Below are 24,195 nucleotides of genomic sequence, written 5' to 3'. Positions count from 1 at the left end.
CGACTCTATTCCTTATGGAGTTCCCTCTTCACGATAAAGAAGGAACTTAAATTAAAGTTGTTAACCGATAAAAATCGATTATTTAGCGTTACGAGCTTCGATTACAGCTTGTGCAACGTTGTTTGGTGCTTCATTGTACTTCAGGAACTCCATAGAGTATGAAGCACGACCTTGTGTCTGAGAACGCAGGTCAGTAGCATAACCGAACATTTCTGACAATGGTACTTGTGCACGAACGACTTTACCAGTAGGCAGGTCATCCATACCTTCAATCATACCACGACGACGGTTCAGGTCACCAATAACATCACCCATGTAGTCTTCTGGTGTTTCCACTTCAACTTTCATGATTGGCTCAAGCAGAACTGGTTTAGCTTTTTTGAAGCCATCTTTAAACGCGATTGAAGCCGCAAGTTTAAACGCCAATTCAGAGGAGTCAACATCATGGTAAGAACCGAAATGTAAACGAACACCCATGTTAACAACCGGGTAACCAGCTAATGGACCAGATTTCAGCTGTTCTTGGATACCTTTGTCAACCGCAGGGATGTATTCAGTAGGAATTACACCACCTTTGATATCGTTGGCAAATTCGTAATCCATTTGAACGCCGTCTTTATCGTTTTTGTTCAGTGGGAACATATCGATAACGACATGACCATACTGACCACGACCACCAGACTGTTTCGCGTGTTTACCTTCGATATCAGTCACTTTCATAGTGATTGCTTCACGGTAAGCAACTTGAGGTTTACCAACGTTCGCTTCAACTTTAAACTCACGACGCATACGGTCAACCAGAACGTCCAAGTGCAATTCACCCATACCAGCGATGATAGTCTGATTAGTCTCTTCATCACTTGATACGCGGAATGATGGGTCTTCTTGAGCCAAACGGCCTAATGCGATACCCATTTTTTCTTGGTCAGCTTTAGTTTTTGGTTCGATTGCAACAGAGATTACTGGCTCTGGGAATTCCATACGCTCCAGGATGATTGGTGCATCAACCGCACATAAAGTATCACCTGTAGTTACGTCTTTCAGACCGATTGCAGCCGCGATGTCACCAGCGCGAACTTCTTTAATCTCTTCACGTTTGTTAGCGTGCATCTGTACGATACGGCCAAAACGTTCTTTCTTCGATTTCACTGCGTTCAGAACTGTGTCACCTGAATTAACAACACCAGAGTAAACACGGAAGAACGTTAAGTTACCAACGAATGGGTCGGTTGCAATTTTAAATGCTAATGATGAGAATGGTTCATCATCACTTGCGTGACGCTCAGCAGGAGTGTCTTTACCGTCGTCCAGAATACCATTGATTGCAGGTACATCTGTTGGCGCAGGTAAGTAATCAACAACTGCATCCAGCATCGCCTGAACACCTTTGTTCTTAAACGCAGAACCACAGGTAACCAGGATAATTTCGCTTGCAAGAACACGTTGACGTAATGCAGCTTTAATTTCTGCTTCAGTCAGTTCTTCACCGCCCAGATATTTTTCCATCAGTTCTTCTGATGCTTCTGCTGCGGTTTCGATCAGGTTGTTGTGCCACTCTTCAGCAGCTTCTTGCATGTTCGCAGGGATATCTTCGTATTCGAAGGTAACGCCCTGGTCTTCGTCGCTCCACTTGATTGCTTTCATTTTCAGCAAGTCAACAACACCAGTGAATGACTCTTCTGCGCCGACTGGTAATTGCAGTGGAACTGCGTTAGCAGCTAAACGTGATTTTAATTGCTCAACAACACGTAAGAAGTTCGCACCCATACGGTCCATTTTATTAACGAACGCGATACGTGGAACTTTATATTTGTTAGCCTGACGCCATACAGTTTCAGACTGTGGCTGAACACCACCAACCGCACAGTAAACCATTACTGCGCCATCAAGAACACGCATAGAACGTTCTACTTCGATGGTGAAGTCAACGTGTCCCGGGGTGTCGATGATGTTGATACGGTGTGGCTCATACTGTTTTGCCATACCAGACCAGAATGCAGTAGTCGCTGCAGATGTGATAGTAATACCACGCTCTTGCTCCTGCTCCATCCAGTCCATTGTTGCAGAACCTTCGTGAGTTTCACCAATTTTATGGTTTACACCAGTATAGAACAGAATACGTTCAGAAGTTGTGGTTTTACCGGCGTCGATGTGTGCACTGATACCGATATTACGATAACGTGCTATGGGCGTTTGACGGGCCATTTTTTCCTCTCTCGTGGGCGTTCAATGCTTCATATAAAGGGTAGCAAATGGCTACCCTGAGATACATCACTAATGCGGGTAAGAAATTACCAACGGTAGTGTGCGAACGCCTTGTTAGCTTCTGCCATACGGTGAACGTCTTCACGTTTCTTAACAGCGGAACCTTTGTTCTCAGCAGCGTCTGATAATTCATTTGCCAGGCGAAGCGCCATAGATTTATCACCGCGTTTACGAGCAGCATCAACGATCCAACGCATTGCCAGGGCATTACGACGAACCGGGCGAACTTCAACTGGAACTTGGTAAGTTGAACCACCAACACGGCGGGATTTAACTTCCACAGTCGGACGCACGTTATCTAGTGCTAATTCGAATGCATCAAGTTCAGTTTTACCAGAACGCTGAGCAAGGGTTTCAAGTGCGTTATATACGATTGCTTCAGCAGTAGATTTTTTCCCGTCTACCATCAGGATATTTACAAACTTGGCCAGTAATTCTGATCCGAACTTAGGATCTGGAAGAATTTTACGTTGACCTATTACGCGACGACGTGGCATGGATATGACTCCGTTGTTAATTCAGGTTTGTCCAAAACTCTACGAGAGTATTTTGACATTAAGATTAAAATGTTTGGCCTTACTTAACGGAAATCCATTAAGCCTTAGGTTTTTTCGCGCCGTATTTAGAACGAGCTTGCTTACGGTCTTTAACACCAGAACAGTCCAGTGCGCCGCGAACGGTGTGATAACGCACACCTGGTAAGTCTTTAACACGACCACCACGGATAAGGATAACGGAGTGCTCCTGCAAGTTGTGGCCTTCACCACCGATGTAGGAAGAAACTTCGAAACCATTAGTTAAACGAACACGGCATACTTTACGTAATGCTGAGTTTGGTTTCTTAGGAGTGGTAGTATATACACGAGTACATACGCCACGTTTTTGCGGGCAAGCTTCCAGTGCTGGAACGTTGCTTTTAACAACTTTCGAGCTACGAGATTTGCGTACCAGCTGATTAATAGTTGCCATTATTAAAAAAGCTCCTGGTTTTATTGCTTCGTAAACACGGATTTTGACCTCGTTCGCCAACATGACGATACACGAGGACGCGAAATTTTATTGCTGACTGGCTCAGGTGTCAAGAAATATACAACTTTTAGTGCCTTTATATGGCAAAATGTTGTTTTTGGACTTCTGTTAGCTTCACAAAACCTTGATATGTGATTACAGAAACTGCGGTTGAGAGGGTATTTTGCAACCCGCGAGCATTGATGTCGGCATCCAAAGCGTACAACTGCGCACCTGTTTTTTGTAATGCAATAAGAAAAGGTGACTGTGCGACTGCCGCAACCACGCCATCTTGCATCAGTAAAACTACGTCTTCCGCCGTAATAAAGCCTAGCATCACAGAAAAATCACATTTAAATGGAGATGTTGCTAATGTATACAGCATAGAAAAGATCCTACTATAGATCAAAACTTAACCCAAGCTCAAAATTCGCACAATCGATCAAAAATTAAGCACCACATCACATTCAGCTATTCTCGCTCTGATCTCTTTCTTGTTGAGAATTGTTGGCGTCACGACCCATTTGGTATTTTCCCCTAACCCTCGTTCTTGTAATGAAGAGCCGCAGAGATAAATTTTTTCAATGTCATATAATGGCAATATTTTAAATGTTGCGATGTAATCCCGAGCAAGCACTTCGGCAGGGTGTTGGTTTGCTAGAAGCTGATAGACGCCATCAGAGAGAAAAAACACCTGAATGTCTTCTGTCAGTGCTGAAGTTGCTAATAATGCATCTAGCCCTTCTCGACCACTGGCATTTCCATGGGGCATGGTTGTAAAGACAAACGCTATTTTTTTCACACGATACCTTGTATTGAGCTGTTCTTAGAATTGAATTGTCCGGTCTGTGGTTATCATCGCTTCCGCAAGGCTTCCTAACCCACTCATTATAAAGCCCTCAGCAAGATTAGCCGTTGAAAGTGATAAACTTTGCGCTTGTTCTTGGTCAACAACCCCTCGGCGCAGGGCAGCGGAAACACAGATATGCATTTCACACCCTGATTGTTTTGCCAATTCCTGCCAAGCTGAAACTAAATTGAATTCATCTGTTGCCGGTGAAGTAAGCTGATTCGCATTGAAAACACCTTCACGATAAAAAAATAGTGTTTTCAATATATGCCCTTCTTCAAGAAGGGCTTTTGCAAATTGATACGCACTCGCTGCTTGTTGTGTACCGTAAGCGGGACCTGTCACAACTAAGCAGTAGGTTAGCGAATTTGTATTACTCATTCACCGCTCTTGAATTGACGAATGTATAAGTAAACCGTGTGTTTAGAGATGTTCAGGCGGTCAGCTACTTGGTTGATGGCGTCTTTAATATCAAAAATACCTTTTTCGTATAGGTTAAGGACCACTTGCTTGTTTTTTGCGTTATTCGAGACATTACGGTCACCACCGACTTCTTCAATCGTATATTCCAATGTTTGCGCGACAAGGTCATCAACTGAAGAGGCAAAGTTCACGTCTGAAGTGACTTCTTGTTTAGTTTCTGGAACAAACGATTGAATAATTTCAGAGAACGGCACATCTAAGTTCATATTGATACATAGTAAGCCAATCACACGTTGCTTACGGTTACGAATCGCAATAGTCACGGATTTCATTAAATCACCGCTTTTCGCTTTCGTAAAATAAGCCTTCGAGACATTCGATTCTTCGTCTGCCATATCGTGCAGCATTCTCAACGCTAGGTCTGTAATCGGTGAGCCTATTTTACGCCCAGTGTGCTGACCATTTGCGATTCTGACTGCAGAGCAGTTTAGGTCTTCTAAAGAGTGAAGAACAATTTCACAGTGCCCACCGATTAGCATTGCCAGACCATCCACTGCAGCTTCATACGATTTTAAAATCTCATGGTCTGTCTCAGAAAAGGGCTGGTTATCCAATATGTTAATATCGCTGAGGTCGTGTGATTGTATAGAATCAGACATTTCAACATCATCCTTCTAATGTAAAAAATTCATCCTGTTGACTAAAAAGGCGTTCATTATTCGACTATTTGGCCTTCATTACTTTGTTCGTAGCCAACAATTGTGATGATAAAAAATAAAATAGAGTCTTCTGAAGTTAAAACTCCACGGCGTTGCCGTCAAGCGAATGAATGCAAGACAGTCTGTTTTATCACAAGTTTTAAACAATTTGAGATTTTTTTTGATGAGAAATACGAAAAAGCCCAACGCATGAATGCGTTGGGCTTCAAAATACACTTAGCTAATGCTTAATGAATACTTATTTAGCTGCAGGTTTGATATCTAATAATTCAACATCAAAGACTAATGTTGAATTTGCAGGGATACCTGGCACGCCATTTTCACCATAAGCTAACTCAGCAGGGATCACTAACTGCATTTTGCCGCCTTTTTTCAGGTTAACTAAACCTTCAGTCCAGCCTTTAATTACTGAGTTTAATGGGATAGTCAGTGGCTCGTTACGTGAATATGAGCTATCGAATTCAGTGCCATCAATCAGAGAACCTTTGTAGTGAACGACTACAGTTTCGTCTGCTTTAGGTTTAGCACCTGTACCGTCTTTTTCAATTTTATACAGCAGGCCTGATTTAGTTTTTACAACGCCTTTTTCTTTCGCGTATTTTTCACGGTACTCAGCACCTTTTTTCTCATTCGCTGCTGATTCATCTTTCATTTTTTTGTCTGCAGCTTCTTTGACTTGACCTTCAAACTGACGCAATGTTTCCTCAACTTCTGCATCGGTCATTTTGCTTTTGCCGTTAAATGCATCTTGGACACCAGCAAGTAATTGCGCTTTATCCAAGTTAATACCAATTGTTTTTTGCTCTTCTAAAGAATTCTGCATGTAGCGGCCTAAAGACGCACCCAGTGCATACGCATTACGCTCTTCTGCGTTTTTGAATGCGCTGCTTTGTGCTTTGGCTTCCGCTGCCATCACTTGCGGAGCAGCAAAAGTAAATGCTAGCGTAGTTGCTAAAAGGCTTGCCTTAAACAGTGATTTCATCCTAGTCTCCGATAACTTTTATTCGATTATATTCGAATAGCGAACTATTCGTTTTATGGGTAGGGCTCTTTAAGTTTAGACCCCGTTGCCCCATTGAGTATTAAAAAAATATAATAACTACTGAGACCACATTAACAAAAAGTCGTTTCGTCGCCTATATCTTTAACTAAAACTTATCTATTGATTTGTAATGTTCAGTTATTATGATGGTTTAATTACGACATAAACGCTTAAGGAGAGTCGAATATGGACTCATCTGATACATTTGAACAACGCTTAGAACTTTTAGAAAGTAAAGTTGCCTTTCAAGAACTGGCGATTGAACAACTTAATCAGGTTATTACTGACCAGCAAATGCAAATGAGTCGCCTTCAAGAGCATTTGCGCATTGTTGCTGAAAGACTGAAATCATCCCAAGATTCTCACTTAGCAAGGCCTGAAGAAGAAACACCGCCGCCACACTATTGATTTCAAATATAAAACTCTTGATTTCAAATACAAAAAAGGAAGCTTTCGCTTCCTTTTTTTTTACAAACACTAATACCTTGTATTAGTGGCAGCCGCAGCCGCCTTGTTTGTGGCCGTGTCCGTGACCTTCGCCGCCGCCACAGCAACCGCCTTCTGAACCGTGGCTATGACCGCCACCGCCACAGCAACCACCTTCGTGGTCGTGGTCATGGTCGTGACCGCCTGCGCCATGGACGTGACCATGTGCAATTTCTTCTTCTGTTGCTTCACGGATAGCCATGACTTCAACATTAAATTTCAGGTTTTGGCCTGCTAACATGTGGTTACCGTCAACGATAACTTCATCACCTTCAATACCAGTGATTTCAACAGGAACTGGGCCCATGTCAGTGTCAGCTAAGAAACGCATACCCACTTCTAGCTCATCAACGCCCATAAATACATCTTTAGGAACACGTTGAACTAAGTTGTCATCGTATTGGCCATATGCATCGTCTGAAGCGACTTCAACATCGAAGTTTTCGCCCACAGAACGACCTTCTAATGCTTTTTCTAAACCTGAAATTAAAGACCCACGACCATGCAAATAGTCCATTGGTGCGCTTGCTGGTGATTCATCAACTAAAACACCGTCTTCTGTTCTTACTTGATAAGCCAAGCTGACCACCAAGTCTTTTGCTACTTTCATGACATCTCCTACTACCCGTAAGGGGAAAATTTTTGCCAATTGTACCGAAAAACTATGATGATGTATTGAGAATTGACAAATTTCTATTATTCAGGTGTAAAAATTCCAATAACCTGCTCTTTTTGCCTGACATGGCCAGTTGCTTCATCCCCTGCTTGGCGTTGTTGATCACCGCAATTGACACACTCGACGACATCAATTTTATCTTCACGCCACATCATTAATGTGTCCTGTGACTTACACTTAGGGCAAGTCGCCCCGGCAATAAAGCGTTTACGTATTGAAGCCATTTCTAACCCTTACTGTTCATTATTCCAACTATGGGGCTGGCGATGCTCTCTTTGCATTTCTTTCTCAAAGAGTTCATTAAGTTCACGACGCGCCTCTTTAATGCGTGAAATTTGCCCACTATCACTATTTTCATTTTCAGGGTAGATATCCCTGAGCATTTTCATGTCTAAACGGCGGAAATGCTGCTTGGCACGATAAGCTTTATGAGGGTGCATCCCCGTACTGACTAAAGCCTTGCTACCAAGTTCAAGCGCACTCGAGAATGTTTCACGGCTAAAGTCAGTCACGCCACATTGCAATAGCTCATGAGCCTCAAGACGACCTTTAGCACGTGCAATAATATGCAAGTTAGGGAAGTTTTCTTGGCAAATTTGCACAATTTCCATCACTTCTTCAGGGACATCACTGGTAATGACGATGGATTTGGCTTTATCAGCGCCTGCTGAGCGCAATAATTGCAATTCACGTGCATCGCCGTAATATACTGTATAACCATAGCGGCGCATGGTACTAATCGCCGTAACATCTTGTTCTAATACTGTAATTTTAACTTTATTAGCCATTAATAAGCGGCCAACCACCTGCCCCATGCGGCCAAAACCGACCAAAATAACATGCGGGTCATTATCCTCTACAAACGGTTTTTCACTCGAGGCCGGCTGTTGATTATAACGGTAGTTCAAATAGGCATCTATCAGCTGCATCACAAGTGGAGTGGTCATCATCGAAAGCGTGACAACCACCAGCAATAAATCCATTTGCCGTTCATTAATTACACTTGCACCAAAGGCAGTCGCATAGATTACAAATGCAAATTCGCCACCTTGGCTAAGTACACCAGAAAATTGCGCTCTCGCACCATTTCTAAGCCTAGCTGCTAAACTCAGGCCGTAAAGCACTAACGCTTTGACAGCGACTAATGCGGCAACAGCAATCAATACCTGTGGTAAGTAAGCCCACAATATATCTAAATTTAACGACATACCGACTGAGATAAAAAATAGCCCTAGCAGCAGACCTTTAAATGGTTCGATATTAATTTCCAATTCATGACGGAATTCTGTTTCTGCTAACATGACCCCTGCCATAAAGGTTCCCAGAGCCATAGAAAACCCAAGGCTTTCCATAATGAGTGCAGAACCTAATACCACCAATAAGGCTGCAGCCGTAAAAATTTCATGAACACCAGATTTAGCAGCAAGCCTGAACATCGGGCGCAATAAATAGCGGCCAACGACCCATAAGCCTGCGAACGCGACTATCTTCAAGCCAATCTTTTGCCAATCACTGGTTGCGGAATCCCCGGCTAACAGTGGGATCAGCGCCATAATCGGGATAACGGCCATATCTTGAAATAACAAAACAGAGAAACCGAGTTGCCCGCTTTCTTTGTTGGACATCCCTTTTTCATTCATCAACTGAAGTGCCATTGCCGTTGATGACATTGCCATTCCTAACCCACCGACAATGGCGGCTTGCCAAGAGAATTGGGCTAAAAATAACAGAGATGCCATGATAGCCGCAGTCACAACCACTTGAAGCGTACCCACACCGAAAATCGAGCGCCTAAGTTCCCATAATTTAGAAGGTTTCAGCTCTAACCCAATGAGAAACATTAGGAACACCACCCCCATTTCGGAGAAGTGTAAAATATCATCAACATTACGAATAAAACCGAAAACAAATGGCCCAATCATGATCCCAGCAAGCAAATACCCGAGCACAGCACCTAAGCGGATTTTTTGTGCAATAGGTACCATGACAACCCCGGCGCAGAGGAAGATGATAACGGATTCAAATAGCCCCAATTCTGACATCAGGATAACCCTCCCGCACCTAGCGGTTGCTGCATCCATTGGCGGTAGTCATCAATAAGCTGTTCAAAGCGTTCTTTCGACTGCCGACGTGCTGCATAAATGATGGTTGGTTCTAACCATTGCATATCACACATTAATGCGGTCAATTCAAATGGGCGAAGTATTTCTGTAAGTGGGTAATGATTATACCCATCATGTTGATAAGCGTGGATAGGCTCCCCCGTCGTGATCACTGAGCGCCAATATTTGCCTTTTAATTTTTGGTACCCTGCTTCGGTTGCAAAACGGCGAGTTAACACGCGGTCAAACCACTCTTTCAATAAAGCAGGGCAACTATAAGTATAGAGAGGGTGCTGAAAAACAATGATATCGTGCTGGCACAATAATTTTTGTTCCGCAGTAACATCAATAAAATAATCTGGATAAATTGCGTATAAATCGTGCACAGTCACATGGTCAAAATCACGCACTGCCCCCAATAACGCCTTATTAGCCATCGATTCATCGGGGTCCGGGTGAGCGTAGACCACCAGCACTTTCGGTGTATTTGACATCTTTCCCTCCTCAAAGGCGTGTCAGACGGAACATTTTCCGTTACCATGCAGCCTGCTATACTCGTCATACTTCACGTTGCTGTGTTGTTGACTACGCGCATTCGCACTAGTCACCTACTTAAGTAGGCTCCTAGCGACTCATTTGCTTGTCGCCTAACAGCACCGTGAATTATTTAGAGTATATACGTTGGTAATTTAACATATTTTTAATAGACGGTTGCTATGATTGTTTTCTCTTCACTCCAAATTCGCCGAGGTGTTCGTGTCCTACTGGACAATGCCACTGCGACTATTAACCCCGGCCAAAAAGTTGGTTTAGTGGGTAAAAACGGCTGCGGTAAATCGACACTTCTTGCATTATTAAAAGGCGAATTACAAGCTGAAGCAGGTTCTGCAACCTTTCCAAGCAATTGGTCTATGGCATGGGTCAACCAAGAAACCCCTGCGCTTGATGTCCCCGCTCTTGAATATGTGATTGATGGTGATCGCGAGTTTCGAGCCTTAGAACAAAAACTTCAGCAAGCCAATGAAAAAAATGATGGCCATGCCATCGCTGTAGTACATGGGCAACTTGATGCCATTGATGCATGGACTATTCGTTCTCGCGCCTCCAGTTTGCTACATGGCTTAGGTTTCAGCCAAGCACAGCTAGATTCCCCAGTAAAATCATTTTCGGGTGGATGGCGGATGCGTTTGAACCTCGCGCAGGCACTACTTTGCCGTTCTGACCTGTTGTTACTCGATGAGCCAACCAACCACCTTGATTTAGACGCGGTCATTTGGTTAGAAAAGTGGTTAAAAAGCTACCAAGGCACCCTGATTTTGATTTCCCATGATAGGGATTTCCTCGACCCGATTATTGATAAAGTGCTGCATATCGAACAAGAAACCATGTTCGAATATACGGGTAACTATTCTTCTTTTGAGCGCCAACGTGCGACAAAACTCGCCCAGCAGCAAGCGTTGTATGAGAGCCAACAAGCCAAAGCAGCACATTTACAAAGCTATATTGACCGCTTTAGAGTACAAGCCACCAAAGCCAAACAAGCACAAAGCCGCATTAAGATGCTTGAAAAAATGGAAATGGTCGCACCGGCTCATGTGGATAACCCATTCCATTTTTCATTCCGCAAACCAGAAAGCTTACCGAATCCATTATTAAAAATGGAAAAAGTCAGCGCAGGCTACGGTGAAAAGGTCATATTACAATCCATCAAGCTGAACTTAGTCCCGGGGTCACGCATTGGGCTACTCGGGCGTAACGGTGCAGGTAAATCCACTTTAATCAAAATGTTAGCTGGTGACTTGCCACCATTACAGGGGGAAATCTCCCTCGCAAAAGGGATTAAACTCGGTTATTTCGCCCAGCACCAATTAGAATATTTGCACCCTGAAGAGTCCCCCTTGCAGCATCTTGCTCGCCTTGCCCCTGAACAAACTGAGCAGCAATTACGTGACTATTTAGGTGGTTTCGGGTTTAAAGGTGACCAAGTTACTGACCCAAGCGGCCGTTTTTCTGGTGGGGAAAAAGCGCGCTTGGTTCTCGCTTTAATCGTCTGGCAGCGCCCTAATTTACTGCTGCTCGATGAACCAACTAACCACTTGGACTTAGATATGCGCCAAGCGCTTACTGAAGCCTTAATGGCCTTCGAAGGCGCTTTAGTTGTCGTTTCCCATGATAGGCATTTATTGCGTACCACGACCGATGAACTGTATTTAGTCCACGGCGGTTCTGTAGAGCAGTTTGATGGTGATTTAGAAGATTACCAACAATGGCTAGCTGAGCAAAATAAGCTCGAATTACAGCAAGTGCGTGATCAACAAGAGAAAGATAAGCCAGCAGCCGCTGCAACGGTGACGGCACAAGATAGAAAAGATCAAAAGCGTCGTGAAGCTGAATTTCGTCAGTTAACTCAGCCTATCCGTAAAAAAATTACGGAACTAGAAAAGCAGATGGATAAGCACTCTCATGCCCTGAGTGAGCTTGAAGCAAAACTTTCTGATGCAGCCATCTATGAACAAGATAAAAAAGCCGAATTGACGGAATGTTTGAAAAAACAAACTGAACACAAAGCGGCGCTTGAAGACGTGGAAATGGAGTGGATGGAATTGCAAGAGCAGTTAGAAACCATGACTAGTGAGTTTGAATTAAATTAATTCGTTATAAAACATCACAATCCATTAAAATCACGAAAAGCTATCTTTTGATAGCTTTTCGTTTTTATCATCACTGAATCTTATTCTTTCACACACATCACATAATACTGACCATCAATAATTTCAGTACCTTCGGTTTCGTGTTCAAAACCAGGGAATTCGCTATCCCATGCTTGAAGACTATGTAAATAGCCGATATGTGGGCTATTTTTATCGCCAAAGCTTTCCCCCGATAACAACATTGGGATACCCGGTGGATAGGGAATAATCGAGTTAGCAGCAATACGCCCGGCGAGTTTATCTAAAGGAACCGACTCAACACGGTTAGCAACAATTTCTTGATAGGCATCGCGTGGGCTCATCATCACGGTAGGGAGTTGCTCATAAGCCTGATTTAGTTGACCTCCAGGGTTATTTTTTTGTAGATACACAAACATTTTATTCCCTAAATCACGTAGCCCCATCTCACTATAGATCTCAGGAGCCGCTTCAACAACTTCAGGCAATACCTTTTTCAGTGCCGTATTATTGTCATAGTGGCGCTTAAACGACAGCAGCGCATTGACCAATGTCCCCCATTTTCCTTTCGTAATTCCCATCGAAAACAAGAACATAATTTGGAAATCGGTCGTACGGGTTGGCACAATACCATAATGATTTAACCAAGCTGTGACTAAAGCAGCAGGAACTCCGCTATCCAGTAATTTACCGTCATCTCCCATCCCCGGCGACAAGATACTCACCTTAATTGGGTCAAGCATCGCCCAATTTTCAGGGATATCTTTAAAACCATGCCATTTATCTTCAGGGTTCATTACCCAGCAGCTTTGCTCTTTCATCAACAATTCAACAGGGGCATCTTCAAATGCATAGCGTTTACCTGTTGCTGGGTCTTTCACCATTTCTTGATTCCATGGTTTGAAAAACCACTCATCATCATTGATAAATTCTTTGTATAGGTAACCCAGTGATTGGCGGAAGTCGATGGCTTCACGGATAACTTCATCAGTGAGTGAACGCCCACTGTTGCCGTCCATCATGTCTGCGGCAATATCATTCGAGGCACAAATTGCATATAGCGGCGAAGTGGTCGCATGCATATGATAAGCTTGGTTAAAACGATTAAAATCAATCGCATTACGGCCATTTCGGACGTGGATAAATGAAGCTTGTGAAAGTGCATTCAATAATTTATGCGTAGAGTGAGTCGCGAAAACGGTCGGCTCATCGTCTTTTCTAGGGTCATCACGCATCGCAAAGTGGTCACGATAGATAGGGTTAAAGCGCGCGTAGCCGTACCATGCCTCATCAAAATGAATCCTATCCAATGATTCATCTAGCAAATCTTGAACTTTACGTGCGTGATAGCACACGCCATCGTAAGTACAGTTGGTTACCACACTATATACCGGGCGTTTACCTATTTTATCCGAAGTTAATGGGTTTTTAGCGATTTTTTCAGTAATCGCTTCTGGTGTCATTTCTTGAGGGTAAATCGGGCCAATAATGCCATAACGATTTCGGCTTGGCGTCATATAAACCGGTTTTGCTCCGGTTAAAATCAAACCTTGCTCAATAGATTTGTGGCAGTTACGGTCAATGACAACAACGTCATCATCTGTCATACAAGCTTGCATAATCGTTCGGTTCGAACCTGATGTTCCCACGACCACTGAATAAGATTGGTCAGCACCAAAAATACGGGCGGCATTTCTTTCACATTCACCAAATGCGCCGGTATGGTCTAACAGTGACCCCACGGCAACTCGCTCGATACCAATATCGGTACGAAACAAGTTTTCTCCAAAGAAATCATGATATATGCGACCCGCGGGGGTTTTGGTGAACCCAACACCGCCCTGATGACCCGGTGCTGCCCATGAATATTCATGTACATCACTGTATTTAATCAAGCTTTTCATCAAAGGGGGCAATAAATTAGCGCGGTAGCGGATAATCGCGGCGAGGACACGACCTGCGATAAAATCAGCGGAGTCCTCTAAAATCCAAGCAAATTCATCAACTTGCTCCATCATTTTACGGTCAAATGCCGTCAAAGCTTCTTCACGATCACTTAATAAAAAAACAGGAACATCTTCTTGTCTGCGATGAAGTTGGGTAATTAATTGATGTGCCTGCGTTTGTTCTTGCTTGTCTGACATATCTCGGCCATATAACAAGCAATCAATACTGGTATTTGATCGAATGTATGCCATCCCATCTTCAAAATTACGAATGATCACGGTTTCTACGTGCTCATCTTTAAGTTCACTAGCGAGTCTTGCTACAGCATGGCTAATCACGGAGTCGTCATCGGTTAATTCCGTATAAACTATGAGTGCTCTCATTAATAACTCCCTTTTAACTTTTTAAAATCAAAATACTTATAATATTAGTCTTAACGCAAATAAGGTTTGATTGCAAAGTTATCGATGAGGATTCAAGCCATCAATCATTCATCTAATTTATTAATAACTACTCTTGCATTCATCACTAACGACTTTGCTTTCGCTTCTCGCCGTTGCAATAACGCCATAAAAATCAGGTCAGTAAGCGTATTTTGTGCAGTTCTTGATGAAATCGACGAACTACGCCATTCATCTTCCTCCGCGATACTTTCAAGAACATAATCAGCAATTTGCCCCAGTGGTGAATCACAGTCACGCGTAATCGCGATGACACATGCCCCTTGCTTACGTGCAATATTCGCTGCTGTTAGCATGTCTTTACGCTTCCCTGTAAAAGAAATAACGATTTGTACATCATGGGCATTGAGAGTGAGTGCCGCAGCAATTTGCACATGATGGTCTGACTCCACGAGCGTTGTGATACCAATTTTTTGTAATTTATAACTTAAATCTTTTGCAGTTAAGCCTGACCCACCAATACCGACAATCTGTACTCTCTGTGATTGGTCTATTCGCTCAACAATGCGTTCAAACTGCCTGAAATCAATTAACTTTGTTGTTTCTGTGATTGAATGATTTTTCTCCATTGCCAATTTCTGAGCAACAACCATCAAGTTATCATCAGGTGCAATACGGTTATGTAAAGCGGAATGAGGGGCTCCCTCTTTCAGTTGCTGGCGACCAATAATCTCACTAAGTGCAAGTTTCAAGGCAGGGTACCCCTTTACCCCGACTTTTTGACTAAACTTAACGATGGCAGATTGGCTGACATCTAAAATTTCTGCTAATTGCTGAGACGATAAATTCAGTACATTTTCGGGATTTTCAAGGATAAATTGCGCAATTTTGCGTTGGTTTTCCGCTAATCGCGGTAGTGAGTAGGTAATGATGTCCAATAATGTCATGGTGACCTCTAATAATAGTTGTAATAGCCAGACCTATAAATAAAAAAAATAATAATAAATTATTCCTCAACCAAGTCACTGATACCTGATAAATAATACTTATAATTCAAAGGGTCGTAACTTTAGTCCGTAAAATCGATCACAAAATATTCTTGTATATTCACAAGATAGAATAGATAGCACCGTGATATTAGTCACATATAAGGAATAAATAATTCCTTAATATTAGCCCAATAACTGATCTAGGAGCAATTTTTATGACTATCGACTTAAGCAAAATGGTAACTGAAAGCCGTAATGCAGCCAGTACTAATATCGACCAACTATCAACGGCTGAAATGCTAAAGGTCATTAATGATGAGGACAAGCTCGTTCCGTTAGCGGTTGAAAAAGTGCTCCCTGAAATTACCCAACTGGTTGATAAAGTCGCAGAAGCCTTTTTAAAAGGCGGTCGTCTGATTTACTCAGGCGCAGGAACCTCTGGCCGTTTAGGGATTCTTGATGCGAGTGAGTGCCCGCCGACTTATGGAACGCCCCATGAGCAAGTTGTTGGTTTAATCGCCGGTGGTCATCAGGCTATCTTCCGTGCCGTAGAAAATGCAGAAGATAAGCCTGAACTGGGCGAACAAGACCTCAAAGATATCCAATTTAATGATAATGATGTGTTAGTGGGTATCGCAGCGAGTGGTCGAACACCTTATGTATTAGGGGCTTTAGCATACGCGAATGCTGTTGGTGCAACCACAGCTGCCATTAGCTGTAACCCAAATAGCCCAATTGCCAATGCCGCAGATATTGCTATCACCCCCGTTGTCGGTGCAGAAGTTGTCACAGGTTCTTCACGCATGAAAGCAGGAACTGCACAAAAATTGGTGCTCAATATGATCACCACTGGGGCAATGATCCGCATCGGAAAGGTATTTGGTAATTTAATGGTTGATGTTGAAGCAACAAACGCCAAACTCATTGAAAGACAAACAAAAATTGTGATGGAAGCGACCGACTGTGACCGAACTACTGCAGAAACCGCCCTTCAACAATGTAATCGACACTGCAAAACTGCCATTTTAATGGTGCTATCGGGCTTGAATGCCGATGATGCACGGCAACTGCTCTTAGACAACAACGGTTTTATTCGTACGGCACTCAATATGGCCTCATCCGCCTAACTTGCGGATTTTAATGGGATAAATAGTATGGCTAAAATAACAATAGAAATGATACAGCAGATCCTACAACACGTTGGAGGACGCCGTAATATTAAATTAGCGGGTAACTGTATGACCCGTTTGCGGCTCACACTCAACAATGACCAGCTAGTGGATAAAGCCGCACTCAAACAAATCGCAGGGGTGCTTGGTGTCATTGAGAGTGATGAACAGCTGCAAGTGATCCTTGGTCCGGGTAAGGCACAAACTGCCGCAGACTTGATGAACCAATTGTTGGATAACGATGAAGAGGATAGCCATGAGGCAACAACCCAGCCTCAGGATTTAAACGACATTGCCTCCGCAAATAAGCAGCAACTGAAAAAGAAACAAACCAGTGCCGTTCACCGATTTTTATCCAAATTTGCCACGATATTTACACCGTTAATTCCGGGCTTTATTGCTGCCGGCCTACTATTAGGCTTTGCAACTCTAGCTAAACAAACCTATTTCCCAGCAGGGCTTCCAACAAAGCCTGAAGAGCAGACCCTACTCGTACATACTATTTTATATATGTCAGTATTTAGCAAAGGGCTGTTTAGCTTTCTAAGCATTCTCATTGGTTATAATACTCAAAAAGCCTTTGGCGGTAGCGCGGTAAATGGTGCCATCATTGCTTCACTATTTGTTCTTGGGTATAACCCTGAAATAGCCAAAGGGTTCTATTCTGACATGAATAGCTTCTTCGGGTTGGCTATCGACCCAAGAGGTAACATTATTGGGGTATTGATTGCGTGTATTTTTGGCGCATGGGTTGAAAAACAGGTACGTAAAATTATTCCAGCTAACCTTGATATGATTTTAACCTCAACAATTACCTTATTAATTGTTGGTGCTGCTGTGTTTATCTTTATCATGCCTATTGGTAGCTGGTTATTCTCTGGAATGTCATGGCTGTTTGTTCATTTAAGCAGCAACCCATTCGGAACCGCCATACTTGCTGGGCTATTCTTAATTGCAGTCATGTTTGGCGTACACCAAGGTTTTGTTCCGGTATATATGGCACTCGTTGAAACTCAAGGTTTTAACTCACTCTTCCCTATCCTAGCGATGGCAGGTGGTGGCCAAGTTGGTGCAGCAATGGCGTTGTATGTTAAAGCCGCAAAAGATTCAGTGTTACGCAATCAGATTCGTGGGGCTATCATTCCCGGTTTCTTAGGTGTCGGTGAGCCACTTATTTACGGTGTTACCCTTCCGCGGATGAAGCCATTTGTTACCGCATGTTTAGGCGGTGCTGCAGGCGGTTTCTTTGTTGGATTAGTGGCTTGGATGGGGTTACCTGTTGGTTTAAATACCGTTTTTGGCCCTTCTGGCTTAGTCGCTATCCCAATGATGACGTCAGCTGATGGAGTGTTCCCTGGAATGTTAGTTTATGTGGGCGGGTTATTTACATCCTACTTATTCGGCTTTATTTTTACTTATTTTTTCGGAACTAAGAACGTCGATTTAGACTAATAACTCGATTAAACAAAAAAGCAGCCCATGGGCTGCTTTTTGATGAGTCTATAAACTGCACTTTTATCAGAAAATCATTCCAACCAAATCAGGGGAACGCACAAAGCCGTTAAAATCCCCATTACCCAGTTAAAAATAAACCAAGCACGGCGGCTACGCAAAAATAGGCTGATTAATGAACCAAACCCCATCCAGATTAAACCCGCCACTAAGTTAACCACCACAAATGCGATACTCATCATTAAAATAGATTGGGTAAATAACTCACCGGGTAAGCTAAATCCCCCCACCGCCCCTAAACCCATCATCCATGCTTTCGGGTTTAAAAACTGTAATAAGCCACCTTGATACCAAGTAACGCTTTTCGCAACTTCGCTATTCGTCTTCAGTGGTGCATAATTTGCCGTCGCTGTTTTCCATGCTAGCCATAACAGGTAGATACTTCCGGCGACTTTTAAGGCGATATGAATCGCAGGATAGAGCAATAAAAGTGCAGCAATACCGAATGCAGAAAGATAAAGTATGGATTGCATGCCTAACATAATACCAAGGCATAATGTAATCGTATGGCGAAAACCGTAGTTTGCTGCGCTTGACGTTAGCAACATATTGTTAGGGCCGGGTGTGACTGCTGCAATGAATAAAAACGTAAAAAGAGAAAAAATCAGCCCCAGTGTCATTTATAATTTAGCCTCAAACTCAAATTTGTTTACTTGCATCACAAAAAAATAACAGTATGTTATGTGACTCACAAGAGTCTCCATTAAATAAAAATAAGGCTATGTCAGAAAACTTTCGTCCAATGAGTTGGGCTAAAAATCCACACCTCCAAACATTACTGCCAAGGATTTTCCGTAGAACACCGAAAATCAAACCTATATGGCAGCGCCTTGAATTGCCTGATGGCGATTTTATCGATCTCGCTTGGAGTGAAAAACCCGAGCTAGCAGCGCATAAGCCACGATTAGTGATCTTCCATGGACTAGAAGGCAATTTTAAAAGCCCTTATGCTCACGGGATGCTAGAAACCGCCCAAAAACACGGTTGGTTGGGTGTGATTATGCATTTTCGCGGTTGTAGCGGAGAACCCAATCGCCAGCAACGAATTTATCATTCAGGTGAAACAAATGACGCTCGCTATTTTCTCCGCTGGTTAAAACAAACCTATGGTGATGCGCCAACCGCTGCAGTTGGTTATTCTCTTGGTGGCAATATGTTAGCCTGTTATTTAGCTGAAAGCGGCCAAAATGCCGATGTCGATGCGGGGGTTGTAGTTTCTGCCCCTTTGATGTTAGAAGCCTGCTCTTTACGCATGGAAAAGGGCATTTCTCAGTTTTATCAACGTTACTTACTAAATGGCTTGAAACGCAATGCCACCCGAAAATTAGTCCGTTATCCAGGCTCATTACCCTTAAACCTCTTACAATTGAAGCAGCTTAAGCGGATCCGTGAGTTTGATGATGTGATTACTGCTCGTATTCATGGATTTGATGATGCGACAGATTATTATCAAAAATGCAGTGCACTGCCCAAGTTAGCTTATATCACTAAACCAACGTTAATTATTCACGCCAAAGATGACCCATTTATGGCGCCTGAAGTTGTTCCTGATTTATCATTTTTACCCCACAATGTGGAATACCAAATGACAGAACATGGCGGGCATGTCGGCTTTGTGAGCGGTACATTGAGAAAACCGCAAATGTGGTTAGAAACCCGCATTCCTCAATGGCTAACTCCTTATTTAGATAAGGAAATAATGTGATTATTCCTTGGCAAGAGCTTGAACCTGAAACATTGGAAAACCTGATTGAGAGCTACGTATTGCGTGAGGGAACCGACTACGGCTCCCATGAAAAAAGCCTACAAGATAAGGTTAACGATGTGAAACGGCAGTTAGTTTCTGGCGAAATTGTGCTAGTCTGGTCCGAATTGCATGAATCGGTTAATTTCATGCCTAAGGGAAGTTTTTCTGTATGATGCTTTTATTCCATGGTTCATTTTTACGTCATCTTCTGCCATAAATTAAGTTGTGTGTTTTCCAACATAATCATGTCGTAAAAACATCAAATAAGGCTTACAACCCTAACACCCGTTAATCCGCTTCATGCACTATTGATTAAAATAGTGCTTACAAGCGCAACACAGGGAGTCCACGATGTCCAAAAAGCACCCAATCATTGCTATCACCGGTTCGAGTGGTGCTGGCACAACGTCAACTAGCCAAGCGTTTCGTAAAGTTTTTCACCAATTAAATATCCAGCCTGCAACATTAGAAGGGGATAGTTTTCACCGCTATACACGCCCTGAAATGGATATGGCTATCCGTAAAGCCAGAGAACAAGGCCGGCACATCAGTTACTTTGGCCCCGAAGCGAATGATTTTGCTTTGCTTGAACAAACCTTAGTTGACTACGCAAAAACGGGTTGCGGGCAATCCCGTAAATATCTACATACTTACGATGAAGCGGTACCTTATGGCTTGCAACCTGGGACATTTACCCCTTGGGAACCGCTGCCAGACAAAACGGATATTTTGTTTTATGAGGGGTTACATGGTGGTGTTGTCACACCGGAACATAATGTCGCACAACATGTTGATTTACTTGTAGGCGTTGTCCCTATCGTCAACCTCGAATGGATTCAAAAATTAATCCGTGATACGACAGAACGGGGGCACTCCCGTGAAGCCGTTATGGACTCTGTTGTGCGTTCTATGGGGGACTATATTAATTACATCACACCACAATTTTCTCGCACTCACATCAATTTTCAACGCGTTCCAACGGTAGACACCTCTAACCCATTTTCGGCTAAAGCTATTCCATCACAAGATGAAAGCTTTATTGTGATCCGCTTTCGCGGGCTAGAACAAATTGATTTCCCCTATTTGCTATCAATGATATCTGGCTCTTTTATTTCTGCAATGAATACAATTGTCGTCCCCGGCGGGAAACTCGGTTTAGCCATGGAATTAATTATGGCGCCAATAGTCGAAAAACTAATTAATCAAAAGAACAACAATTAAATTATTTTTTGATTAATAAATAAGATGCTTATCATTAATTAAGGTAAGCATCTTTTAATTCAAATATACCAATAAAAATTAAATTTATTTTTAGTTTTTTATTTCAAAGCTGTGTGTGACTTCAACGGTTTTCTCTAACATCAATGCGACTGAACAATATTTTTCAGCAGAAAGTTGAACGGCTCGTTCGACCGCTTTTTCCGTTAATTCATTCCCTGTTACAATAAAATGTAAATGGATTTTCACAAAATAACGAGGGGCTTCTTCGCGACGCTGTGAGGTTAATTTCACCTCACAATCCGTAATATCATAGCGGCCCTTTTGTAGAATCGAAACAACATCAATCGCGCTGCAACCGCCCGCTGCCATTAACACCATTTCCATTGGGCTTGGGGCTTTATCACCCGCATTACCGTCCATCATCACTTGGTGCCCAGACGCAGACTCCCCCAGAAAAGAAAGTCCTTCAACCCACTTAACTCTTGCTTCCATTATGTTTCCCCTTGAAATGAAATCGGTTTAAAGGCTACATTGTTCCATAGATGTAATGAATGTTATATCAACTTTATTTGGCTGAAGCGATACAGGGAAGACTTTATTTATTGGATATGCTACAAACAATACTTAGTTGATAGGATTAAGATCAAAACTCAACGGTTTAATTGATCATATTATAGTGTTGATATCAATTTGCGTTACCCAAAGCAATCAAAAACGCTGAAGCAATCAGCTGTTGGATTATTTAAAGGTATATAAGGCAAATTAATATGCTAAGCTAGTGACTTTAAAGCCAGCCTTTCTAATACGTTTTTCTGAATGGCTGCAATAACATACAGAGGATAACGCTAATGGTTCTCGGCAAGCCACAAACAGACCCTACTCTTGAATGGTTTTTGTCACACTGCCATATTCATAAATATCCATCCAAGAGCACTCTTATCCATCAGGGTGAGAAAGCAGAAACCCTTTACTATATCGTTAAAGGCTCGGTGGCTGTTTTAATTAAAGATGAAGAAGGCAAAGAAATGATCCTCTCTTACCTGAATCAGGGGGATTTCATTGGTGAGCTTGGGTTATTTGAAGAAGGGCAAGAACGTACTGCGTGGGTTAGAGCCAAAATAGCCTGCGAAGTTGCTGAAATTTCTTACAAAAAATTCCGTCAATTGATTCAGGTAAACCCTGATATTTTAATGCGCCTTTCTGCGCAAATGGCTAGTCGCTTACAAACAACATCTGAGAAAGTCGGTAACCTCGCATTCTTGGACGTGACAGGGCGTATTGCTCAAACGCTATTAAACTTAGCTAAACAACCTGATGCAATGACACACCCAGACGGTATGCAAATCAAAATTACTCGTCAGGAAATTGGCCAAATCGTGGGTTGTTCACGTGAAACTGTCGGCCGTATTCTAAAAATGTTAGAAGACCAAAACCTGATCTCTGCACATGGTAAAACTATCGTTGTCTACGGCACTCGTTAATTAACCTTTCGCCTCACTCCATTGGTGGGGCGCACACCTTCTAATAGCGCTATATCATGGGTATAACGCTATTTCGCAAAAATACGATTTTTTATATATCATTTTTTAATGAGTGTCGTTTCTTTATATTTTCATACCTGACACTGCCCTAATATAGTTTCTAACCATACTATTATTTAGGAACATTTATTATGCTAGACAATATTAAGACAACGAGTAAGGCCGTGCTCAAAATAGAGAACAAAATATTACATGATAATATCAAATCATTTCAAAATGAAATAAAATCCTTAAAAAATGAAATAAATAAAGTATCATTTAGTAAGAATATTTTTTTCAGCTTAAAAGATAATGAATATCTAAGTTCCATGCTGAATAATGCACTAAAAATTGATTCAATAGAAATGCAAAATAATGAGTTTACCAATATTTTAGAAAAACAGGTAACCCAGATTAGATTATTGATCATAAAACTTGACGATGTTAGAAACACCGAAACTAAGAAATTTTTTAATTATTACGCCAATAACTCAACTTACTTGAAGAAAGAACCCCCAAAAGACACAATAAAAAAAACAGATTTTTCAACTCAAACAGATGAAGAATATCTAATGAAATCAAGCAGCTCTACGCAAAGAAAAAAATTACTCAACCGTAGAGAAAATATAAAATATAACGAACAAATCACCAACAGAGAAAATCAAATAAATAAACTCATCACTCATTGCAACAAGATAAATGACGTTAAAGAAAACAATCTATTTAAAAAAATAAATTCAGACATAGATGATGCCTTACTTTATATTAATGATGAAATTAAAATACCTAATGTAGTTACTAATAAAGAAGATCCATTTAATGGTGTGCTTTATTTTTCAAAAAAAGAACATAGAAAAAGCAATGAAAGTTTATCTTCTAGCTCATCTGGCTATCATTCTGATGATATAAGTAATTATAAAGAAAAGCAAAAAAGCCATATTCCTCAGTCAATTAAAACTAATAGACCATCAACGACGAATAAAACAGAAATACCTACTACAATAATGGACAGCTATTTACTAAATACAAGCTTAAAAAAAACGCTTTATCAAACTCCAGAACCAGGAAAAATTAGAAAGGCCGACAAAATTACCTATGGACACAGTGATTCTACCAATCGACTCCACAAAGGAGAGAAAGCAATCGTTAATTTACCTGAATACCTAAAAGTAACTAATGCTAGCTCCTTAGCAATTAAACAAACGCGATCATCTAAACTAAGACAACATCTGCCTATTGATAAAACTTCCCCCAATCATAAAGCAACCTCAATGACCCCAATGAAATTGAGTAAAATGGAAAAAGGAATAGAAAAAACGTCTAATGAATTAAAGCAACTTAGTAGCAAGATGGAGAAAGAAATGCAGCTTCAAAAAAATATTATTTTACAATTAAATTCAACAAAAACAATTAAATAACATTAAAAGATAGATTGCAGAAAATATTTTC

25 protein-coding genes are annotated in these 24,195 nt (G+C 41.8%); 9 read left to right on the top strand and 16 right to left on the bottom strand.

The features are described 5' to 3' along the window. Nucleotides 1-78: 78 nt before the first annotated feature. The 8 genes from fusA to fkpA form a co-directional block, all read right to left on the bottom strand. Nucleotides 79-2,205, bottom strand: coding sequence for an elongation factor G (gene fusA / locus PSF28_RS13100; protein ID WP_210840273.1), 2,127 nt, complete (start codon nt 2,203-2,205; stop codon nt 79-81). An 86-nt stretch (nt 2,206-2,291) separates the two neighbouring features. Further along, nucleotides 2,292-2,762, bottom strand: coding sequence for a 30S ribosomal protein S7 (gene rpsG, locus PSF28_RS13095; protein ID WP_004262486.1), 471 nt, complete (start codon nt 2,760-2,762; stop codon nt 2,292-2,294). Nucleotides 2,763-2,859: 97 nt separating this feature from the next. Next, nucleotides 2,860-3,234: a 30S ribosomal protein S12 gene (gene rpsL, locus PSF28_RS13090; protein ID WP_004265905.1), complete on the bottom strand. Its 375-nt coding sequence runs from the start codon at nt 3,232-3,234 to the stop codon at nt 2,860-2,862. A 136-nt stretch (nt 3,235-3,370) separates the two neighbouring features. Continuing rightward, nucleotides 3,371-3,658, bottom strand: coding sequence for a sulfurtransferase complex subunit TusB (gene tusB / locus PSF28_RS13085; protein WP_210840272.1), 288 nt, complete (start codon nt 3,656-3,658; stop codon nt 3,371-3,373). Nucleotides 3,659-3,715: 57 nt separating this feature from the next. Then, nucleotides 3,716-4,075 carry a sulfurtransferase complex subunit TusC gene (gene tusC / locus PSF28_RS13080; RefSeq protein ID WP_115166427.1) on the bottom strand — a complete coding sequence of 120 codons (360 nt, stop codon included), beginning with the start codon at nt 4,073-4,075 and terminating at the stop codon, nt 3,716-3,718. 24 nt (nt 4,076-4,099) lie between these two features. After that, entirely contained in the window at nt 4,100-4,504 is a 405-nt protein-coding gene (tusD, locus tag PSF28_RS13075) for a sulfurtransferase complex subunit TusD (RefSeq protein WP_210840271.1), read from the bottom strand. After that, nucleotides 4,501-5,205, bottom strand: a complete 705-nt coding sequence (locus tag PSF28_RS13070) for a helix-turn-helix transcriptional regulator (RefSeq protein ID WP_004262503.1) — start codon at nt 5,203-5,205, stop codon at nt 4,501-4,503. The genes tusD and PSF28_RS13070 overlap by 4 nt, the downstream gene beginning before the upstream one ends. 298 nt (nt 5,206-5,503) lie before the next feature. Next, nucleotides 5,504-6,247, bottom strand: a complete 744-nt coding sequence (gene fkpA, locus PSF28_RS13065) for an FKBP-type peptidyl-prolyl cis-trans isomerase (protein WP_102138909.1) — start codon at nt 6,245-6,247, stop codon at nt 5,504-5,506. A 246-nt stretch (nt 6,248-6,493) separates the two neighbouring features. On the opposite strand from fkpA, the gene PSF28_RS13060 reads away from it, so the two are divergent. Beyond that, nucleotides 6,494-6,715: a SlyX family protein gene (locus PSF28_RS13060; RefSeq protein WP_004262507.1), complete on the top strand. Its 222-nt coding sequence runs from the start codon at nt 6,494-6,496 to the stop codon at nt 6,713-6,715. Nucleotides 6,716-6,797: 82 nt separating this feature from the next. On the opposite strand, the gene slyD is transcribed toward PSF28_RS13060, so the two are convergent. From slyD to kefG, 4 genes are all read right to left on the bottom strand, one after another. Further along, on the bottom strand, nt 6,798-7,403 hold the full coding sequence (gene slyD, locus PSF28_RS13055) for a peptidylprolyl isomerase (protein ID WP_210839342.1): 606 nt from the start codon (nt 7,401-7,403) through the stop codon (nt 6,798-6,800). A gap of 86 nt (nt 7,404-7,489) precedes the next feature. Beyond that, complete coding sequence (locus PSF28_RS13050; protein ID WP_115166425.1) at nt 7,490-7,693, bottom strand: YheV family putative zinc ribbon protein; 204 nt, start codon at nt 7,691-7,693, stop codon at nt 7,490-7,492. A 9-nt stretch (nt 7,694-7,702) separates the two neighbouring features. Continuing rightward, entirely contained in the window at nt 7,703-9,511 is a 1,809-nt protein-coding gene (kefB, locus tag PSF28_RS13045) for a glutathione-regulated potassium-efflux system protein KefB (RefSeq protein WP_210839340.1), read from the bottom strand. Next, on the bottom strand, nt 9,511-10,065 hold the full coding sequence (gene kefG, locus PSF28_RS13040) for a glutathione-regulated potassium-efflux system ancillary protein KefG (RefSeq protein WP_210839337.1): 555 nt from the start codon (nt 10,063-10,065) through the stop codon (nt 9,511-9,513). The genes kefB and kefG overlap by 1 nt, the downstream gene beginning before the upstream one ends. A 222-nt stretch (nt 10,066-10,287) precedes the next feature. Between kefG and PSF28_RS13035 the strand changes: the two genes are divergently transcribed. Then, nucleotides 10,288-12,222 carry an ABC transporter ATP-binding protein gene (locus PSF28_RS13035; protein ID WP_210839336.1) on the top strand — a complete coding sequence of 645 codons (1,935 nt, stop codon included), beginning with the start codon at nt 10,288-10,290 and terminating at the stop codon, nt 12,220-12,222. Nucleotides 12,223-12,302: 80 nt separating this feature from the next. Here PSF28_RS13035 and adiA read toward each other — a convergent pair whose 3' ends face one another. Both adiA and PSF28_RS13025 read right to left on the bottom strand, forming a co-directional pair. Further along, the gene (gene adiA / locus PSF28_RS13030) at nt 12,303-14,570 is read right to left on the bottom strand and encodes an arginine decarboxylase (protein ID WP_210839334.1); all 2,268 of its coding nucleotides are present in this window, start codon (nt 14,568-14,570) and stop codon (nt 12,303-12,305) included. Nucleotides 14,571-14,674: 104 nt separating this feature from the next. Beyond that, complete coding sequence (locus PSF28_RS13025; RefSeq protein ID WP_004265935.1) at nt 14,675-15,535, bottom strand: MurR/RpiR family transcriptional regulator; 861 nt, start codon at nt 15,533-15,535, stop codon at nt 14,675-14,677. Nucleotides 15,536-15,792: 257 nt separating this feature from the next. Between PSF28_RS13025 and murQ the strand changes: the two genes are divergently transcribed. Further along, complete coding sequence (murQ, locus tag PSF28_RS13020; RefSeq protein ID WP_210839332.1) at nt 15,793-16,704, top strand: N-acetylmuramic acid 6-phosphate etherase; 912 nt, start codon at nt 15,793-15,795, stop codon at nt 16,702-16,704. 27 nt (nt 16,705-16,731) lie between these two features. Then, a complete protein-coding gene (gene murP, locus PSF28_RS13015) occupies nt 16,732-18,198 on the top strand; it encodes a PTS N-acetylmuramic acid transporter subunit IIBC (RefSeq protein ID WP_210839330.1) in 1,467 nt (488 codons plus the stop codon). Nucleotides 18,199-18,272: 74 nt separating this feature from the next. On the opposite strand, the gene PSF28_RS13010 is transcribed toward murP, so the two are convergent. Further along, nucleotides 18,273-18,878, bottom strand: coding sequence for a LysE family translocator (locus PSF28_RS13010; RefSeq protein WP_004265943.1), 606 nt, complete (start codon nt 18,876-18,878; stop codon nt 18,273-18,275). A gap of 101 nt (nt 18,879-18,979) precedes the next feature. Between PSF28_RS13010 and PSF28_RS13005 the strand changes: the two genes are divergently transcribed. The 3 genes from PSF28_RS13005 to PSF28_RS12995 all read left to right on the top strand — a co-directional run bounded on the left by PSF28_RS13005 (nt 18,980) and on the right by PSF28_RS12995 (nt 21,226). Then, complete coding sequence (locus PSF28_RS13005; RefSeq protein ID WP_210839326.1) at nt 18,980-19,963, top strand: hydrolase; 984 nt, start codon at nt 18,980-18,982, stop codon at nt 19,961-19,963. After that, nucleotides 19,960-20,178, top strand: coding sequence for a YheU family protein (locus tag PSF28_RS13000; protein WP_004262551.1), 219 nt, complete (start codon nt 19,960-19,962; stop codon nt 20,176-20,178). Before PSF28_RS13005 ends, PSF28_RS13000 begins: the two co-directional genes overlap by 4 nt. A 178-nt stretch (nt 20,179-20,356) precedes the next feature. After that, a complete protein-coding gene (locus tag PSF28_RS12995) occupies nt 20,357-21,226 on the top strand; it encodes a phosphoribulokinase (RefSeq protein WP_004265947.1) in 870 nt (289 codons plus the stop codon). 90 nt (nt 21,227-21,316) lie between these two features. On the opposite strand, the gene PSF28_RS12990 is transcribed toward PSF28_RS12995, so the two are convergent. Beyond that, entirely contained in the window at nt 21,317-21,718 is a 402-nt protein-coding gene (locus tag PSF28_RS12990) for an OsmC family protein (RefSeq protein ID WP_004262554.1), read from the bottom strand. Between the two features lie 356 nt (nt 21,719-22,074). Between PSF28_RS12990 and crp the strand changes: the two genes are divergently transcribed. Together crp and PSF28_RS12980 are read left to right on the top strand one after the other, a co-directional pair. Next, nucleotides 22,075-22,707 carry a cAMP-activated global transcriptional regulator CRP gene (gene crp / locus PSF28_RS12985; RefSeq protein ID WP_004262556.1) on the top strand — a complete coding sequence of 211 codons (633 nt, stop codon included), beginning with the start codon at nt 22,075-22,077 and terminating at the stop codon, nt 22,705-22,707. 191 nt (nt 22,708-22,898) lie between these two features. Continuing rightward, entirely contained in the window at nt 22,899-24,164 is a 1,266-nt protein-coding gene (locus PSF28_RS12980) for a hypothetical protein (protein WP_272685172.1), read from the top strand. The last annotated feature ends 31 nt before the right edge of the window (nt 24,165-24,195 follow it).

Origin of the sequence: Providencia sp. PROV130 (genome assembly GCF_028482225.1) — a bacterium.
Taxonomy (GTDB): Bacteria; Pseudomonadota; Gammaproteobacteria; order Enterobacterales; family Enterobacteriaceae; genus Providencia; species Providencia rettgeri.
This window is presented reverse-complemented; position numbering and strand designations above follow the sequence as displayed.

Excerpts from the sequence above, each read along its gene's own strand:
- fusA (WP_210840273.1), bottom strand. The coding sequence starts at position 2,205 with ATGGCCCGTCAAACGCCCATAGCACGTTATCGTAATATCGGTATCAGT.
- rpsG (WP_004262486.1), bottom strand. The coding sequence starts at position 2,762 with ATGCCACGTCGTCGCGTAATAGGTCAACGTAAAATTCTTCCAGATCCT.
- rpsL (WP_004265905.1), bottom strand. The coding sequence starts at position 3,234 with ATGGCAACTATTAATCAGCTGGTACGCAAATCTCGTAGCTCGAAAGTT.
- tusB (WP_210840272.1), bottom strand. The coding sequence starts at position 3,658 with ATGCTGTATACATTAGCAACATCTCCATTTAAATGTGATTTTTCTGTG.
- tusD (WP_210840271.1), bottom strand. The coding sequence starts at position 4,504 with ATGAGTAATACAAATTCGCTAACCTACTGCTTAGTTGTGACAGGTCCC.
- PSF28_RS13070 (WP_004262503.1), bottom strand. The coding sequence starts at position 5,205 with ATGTCTGATTCTATACAATCACACGACCTCAGCGATATTAACATATTG.
- fkpA (WP_102138909.1), bottom strand. The coding sequence starts at position 6,247 with ATGAAATCACTGTTTAAGGCAAGCCTTTTAGCAACTACGCTAGCATTT.
- PSF28_RS13060 (WP_004262507.1), top strand. The coding sequence starts at position 6,494 with ATGGACTCATCTGATACATTTGAACAACGCTTAGAACTTTTAGAAAGT.
- slyD (WP_210839342.1), bottom strand. The coding sequence starts at position 7,403 with ATGAAAGTAGCAAAAGACTTGGTGGTCAGCTTGGCTTATCAAGTAAGA.
- PSF28_RS13050 (WP_115166425.1), bottom strand. The coding sequence starts at position 7,693 with ATGGCTTCAATACGTAAACGCTTTATTGCCGGGGCGACTTGCCCTAAG.
- kefB (WP_210839340.1), bottom strand. The coding sequence starts at position 9,511 with ATGTCAGAATTGGGGCTATTTGAATCCGTTATCATCTTCCTCTGCGCC.
- kefG (WP_210839337.1), bottom strand. The coding sequence starts at position 10,065 with ATGTCAAATACACCGAAAGTGCTGGTGGTCTACGCTCACCCGGACCCC.
- PSF28_RS13035 (WP_210839336.1), top strand. The coding sequence starts at position 10,288 with ATGATTGTTTTCTCTTCACTCCAAATTCGCCGAGGTGTTCGTGTCCTA.
- adiA (WP_210839334.1), bottom strand. The coding sequence starts at position 14,570 with ATGAGAGCACTCATAGTTTATACGGAATTAACCGATGACGACTCCGTG.
- PSF28_RS13025 (WP_004265935.1), bottom strand. The coding sequence starts at position 15,535 with ATGACATTATTGGACATCATTACCTACTCACTACCGCGATTAGCGGAA.
- murQ (WP_210839332.1), top strand. The coding sequence starts at position 15,793 with ATGACTATCGACTTAAGCAAAATGGTAACTGAAAGCCGTAATGCAGCC.
- murP (WP_210839330.1), top strand. The coding sequence starts at position 16,732 with ATGGCTAAAATAACAATAGAAATGATACAGCAGATCCTACAACACGTT.
- PSF28_RS13010 (WP_004265943.1), bottom strand. The coding sequence starts at position 18,878 with ATGACACTGGGGCTGATTTTTTCTCTTTTTACGTTTTTATTCATTGCA.
- PSF28_RS13005 (WP_210839326.1), top strand. The coding sequence starts at position 18,980 with ATGTCAGAAAACTTTCGTCCAATGAGTTGGGCTAAAAATCCACACCTC.
- PSF28_RS12995 (WP_004265947.1), top strand. The coding sequence starts at position 20,357 with ATGTCCAAAAAGCACCCAATCATTGCTATCACCGGTTCGAGTGGTGCT.
- PSF28_RS12990 (WP_004262554.1), bottom strand. The coding sequence starts at position 21,718 with ATGGAAGCAAGAGTTAAGTGGGTTGAAGGACTTTCTTTTCTGGGGGAG.
- crp (WP_004262556.1), top strand. The coding sequence starts at position 22,075 with ATGGTTCTCGGCAAGCCACAAACAGACCCTACTCTTGAATGGTTTTTG.
- PSF28_RS12980 (WP_272685172.1), top strand. The coding sequence starts at position 22,899 with ATGCTAGACAATATTAAGACAACGAGTAAGGCCGTGCTCAAAATAGAG.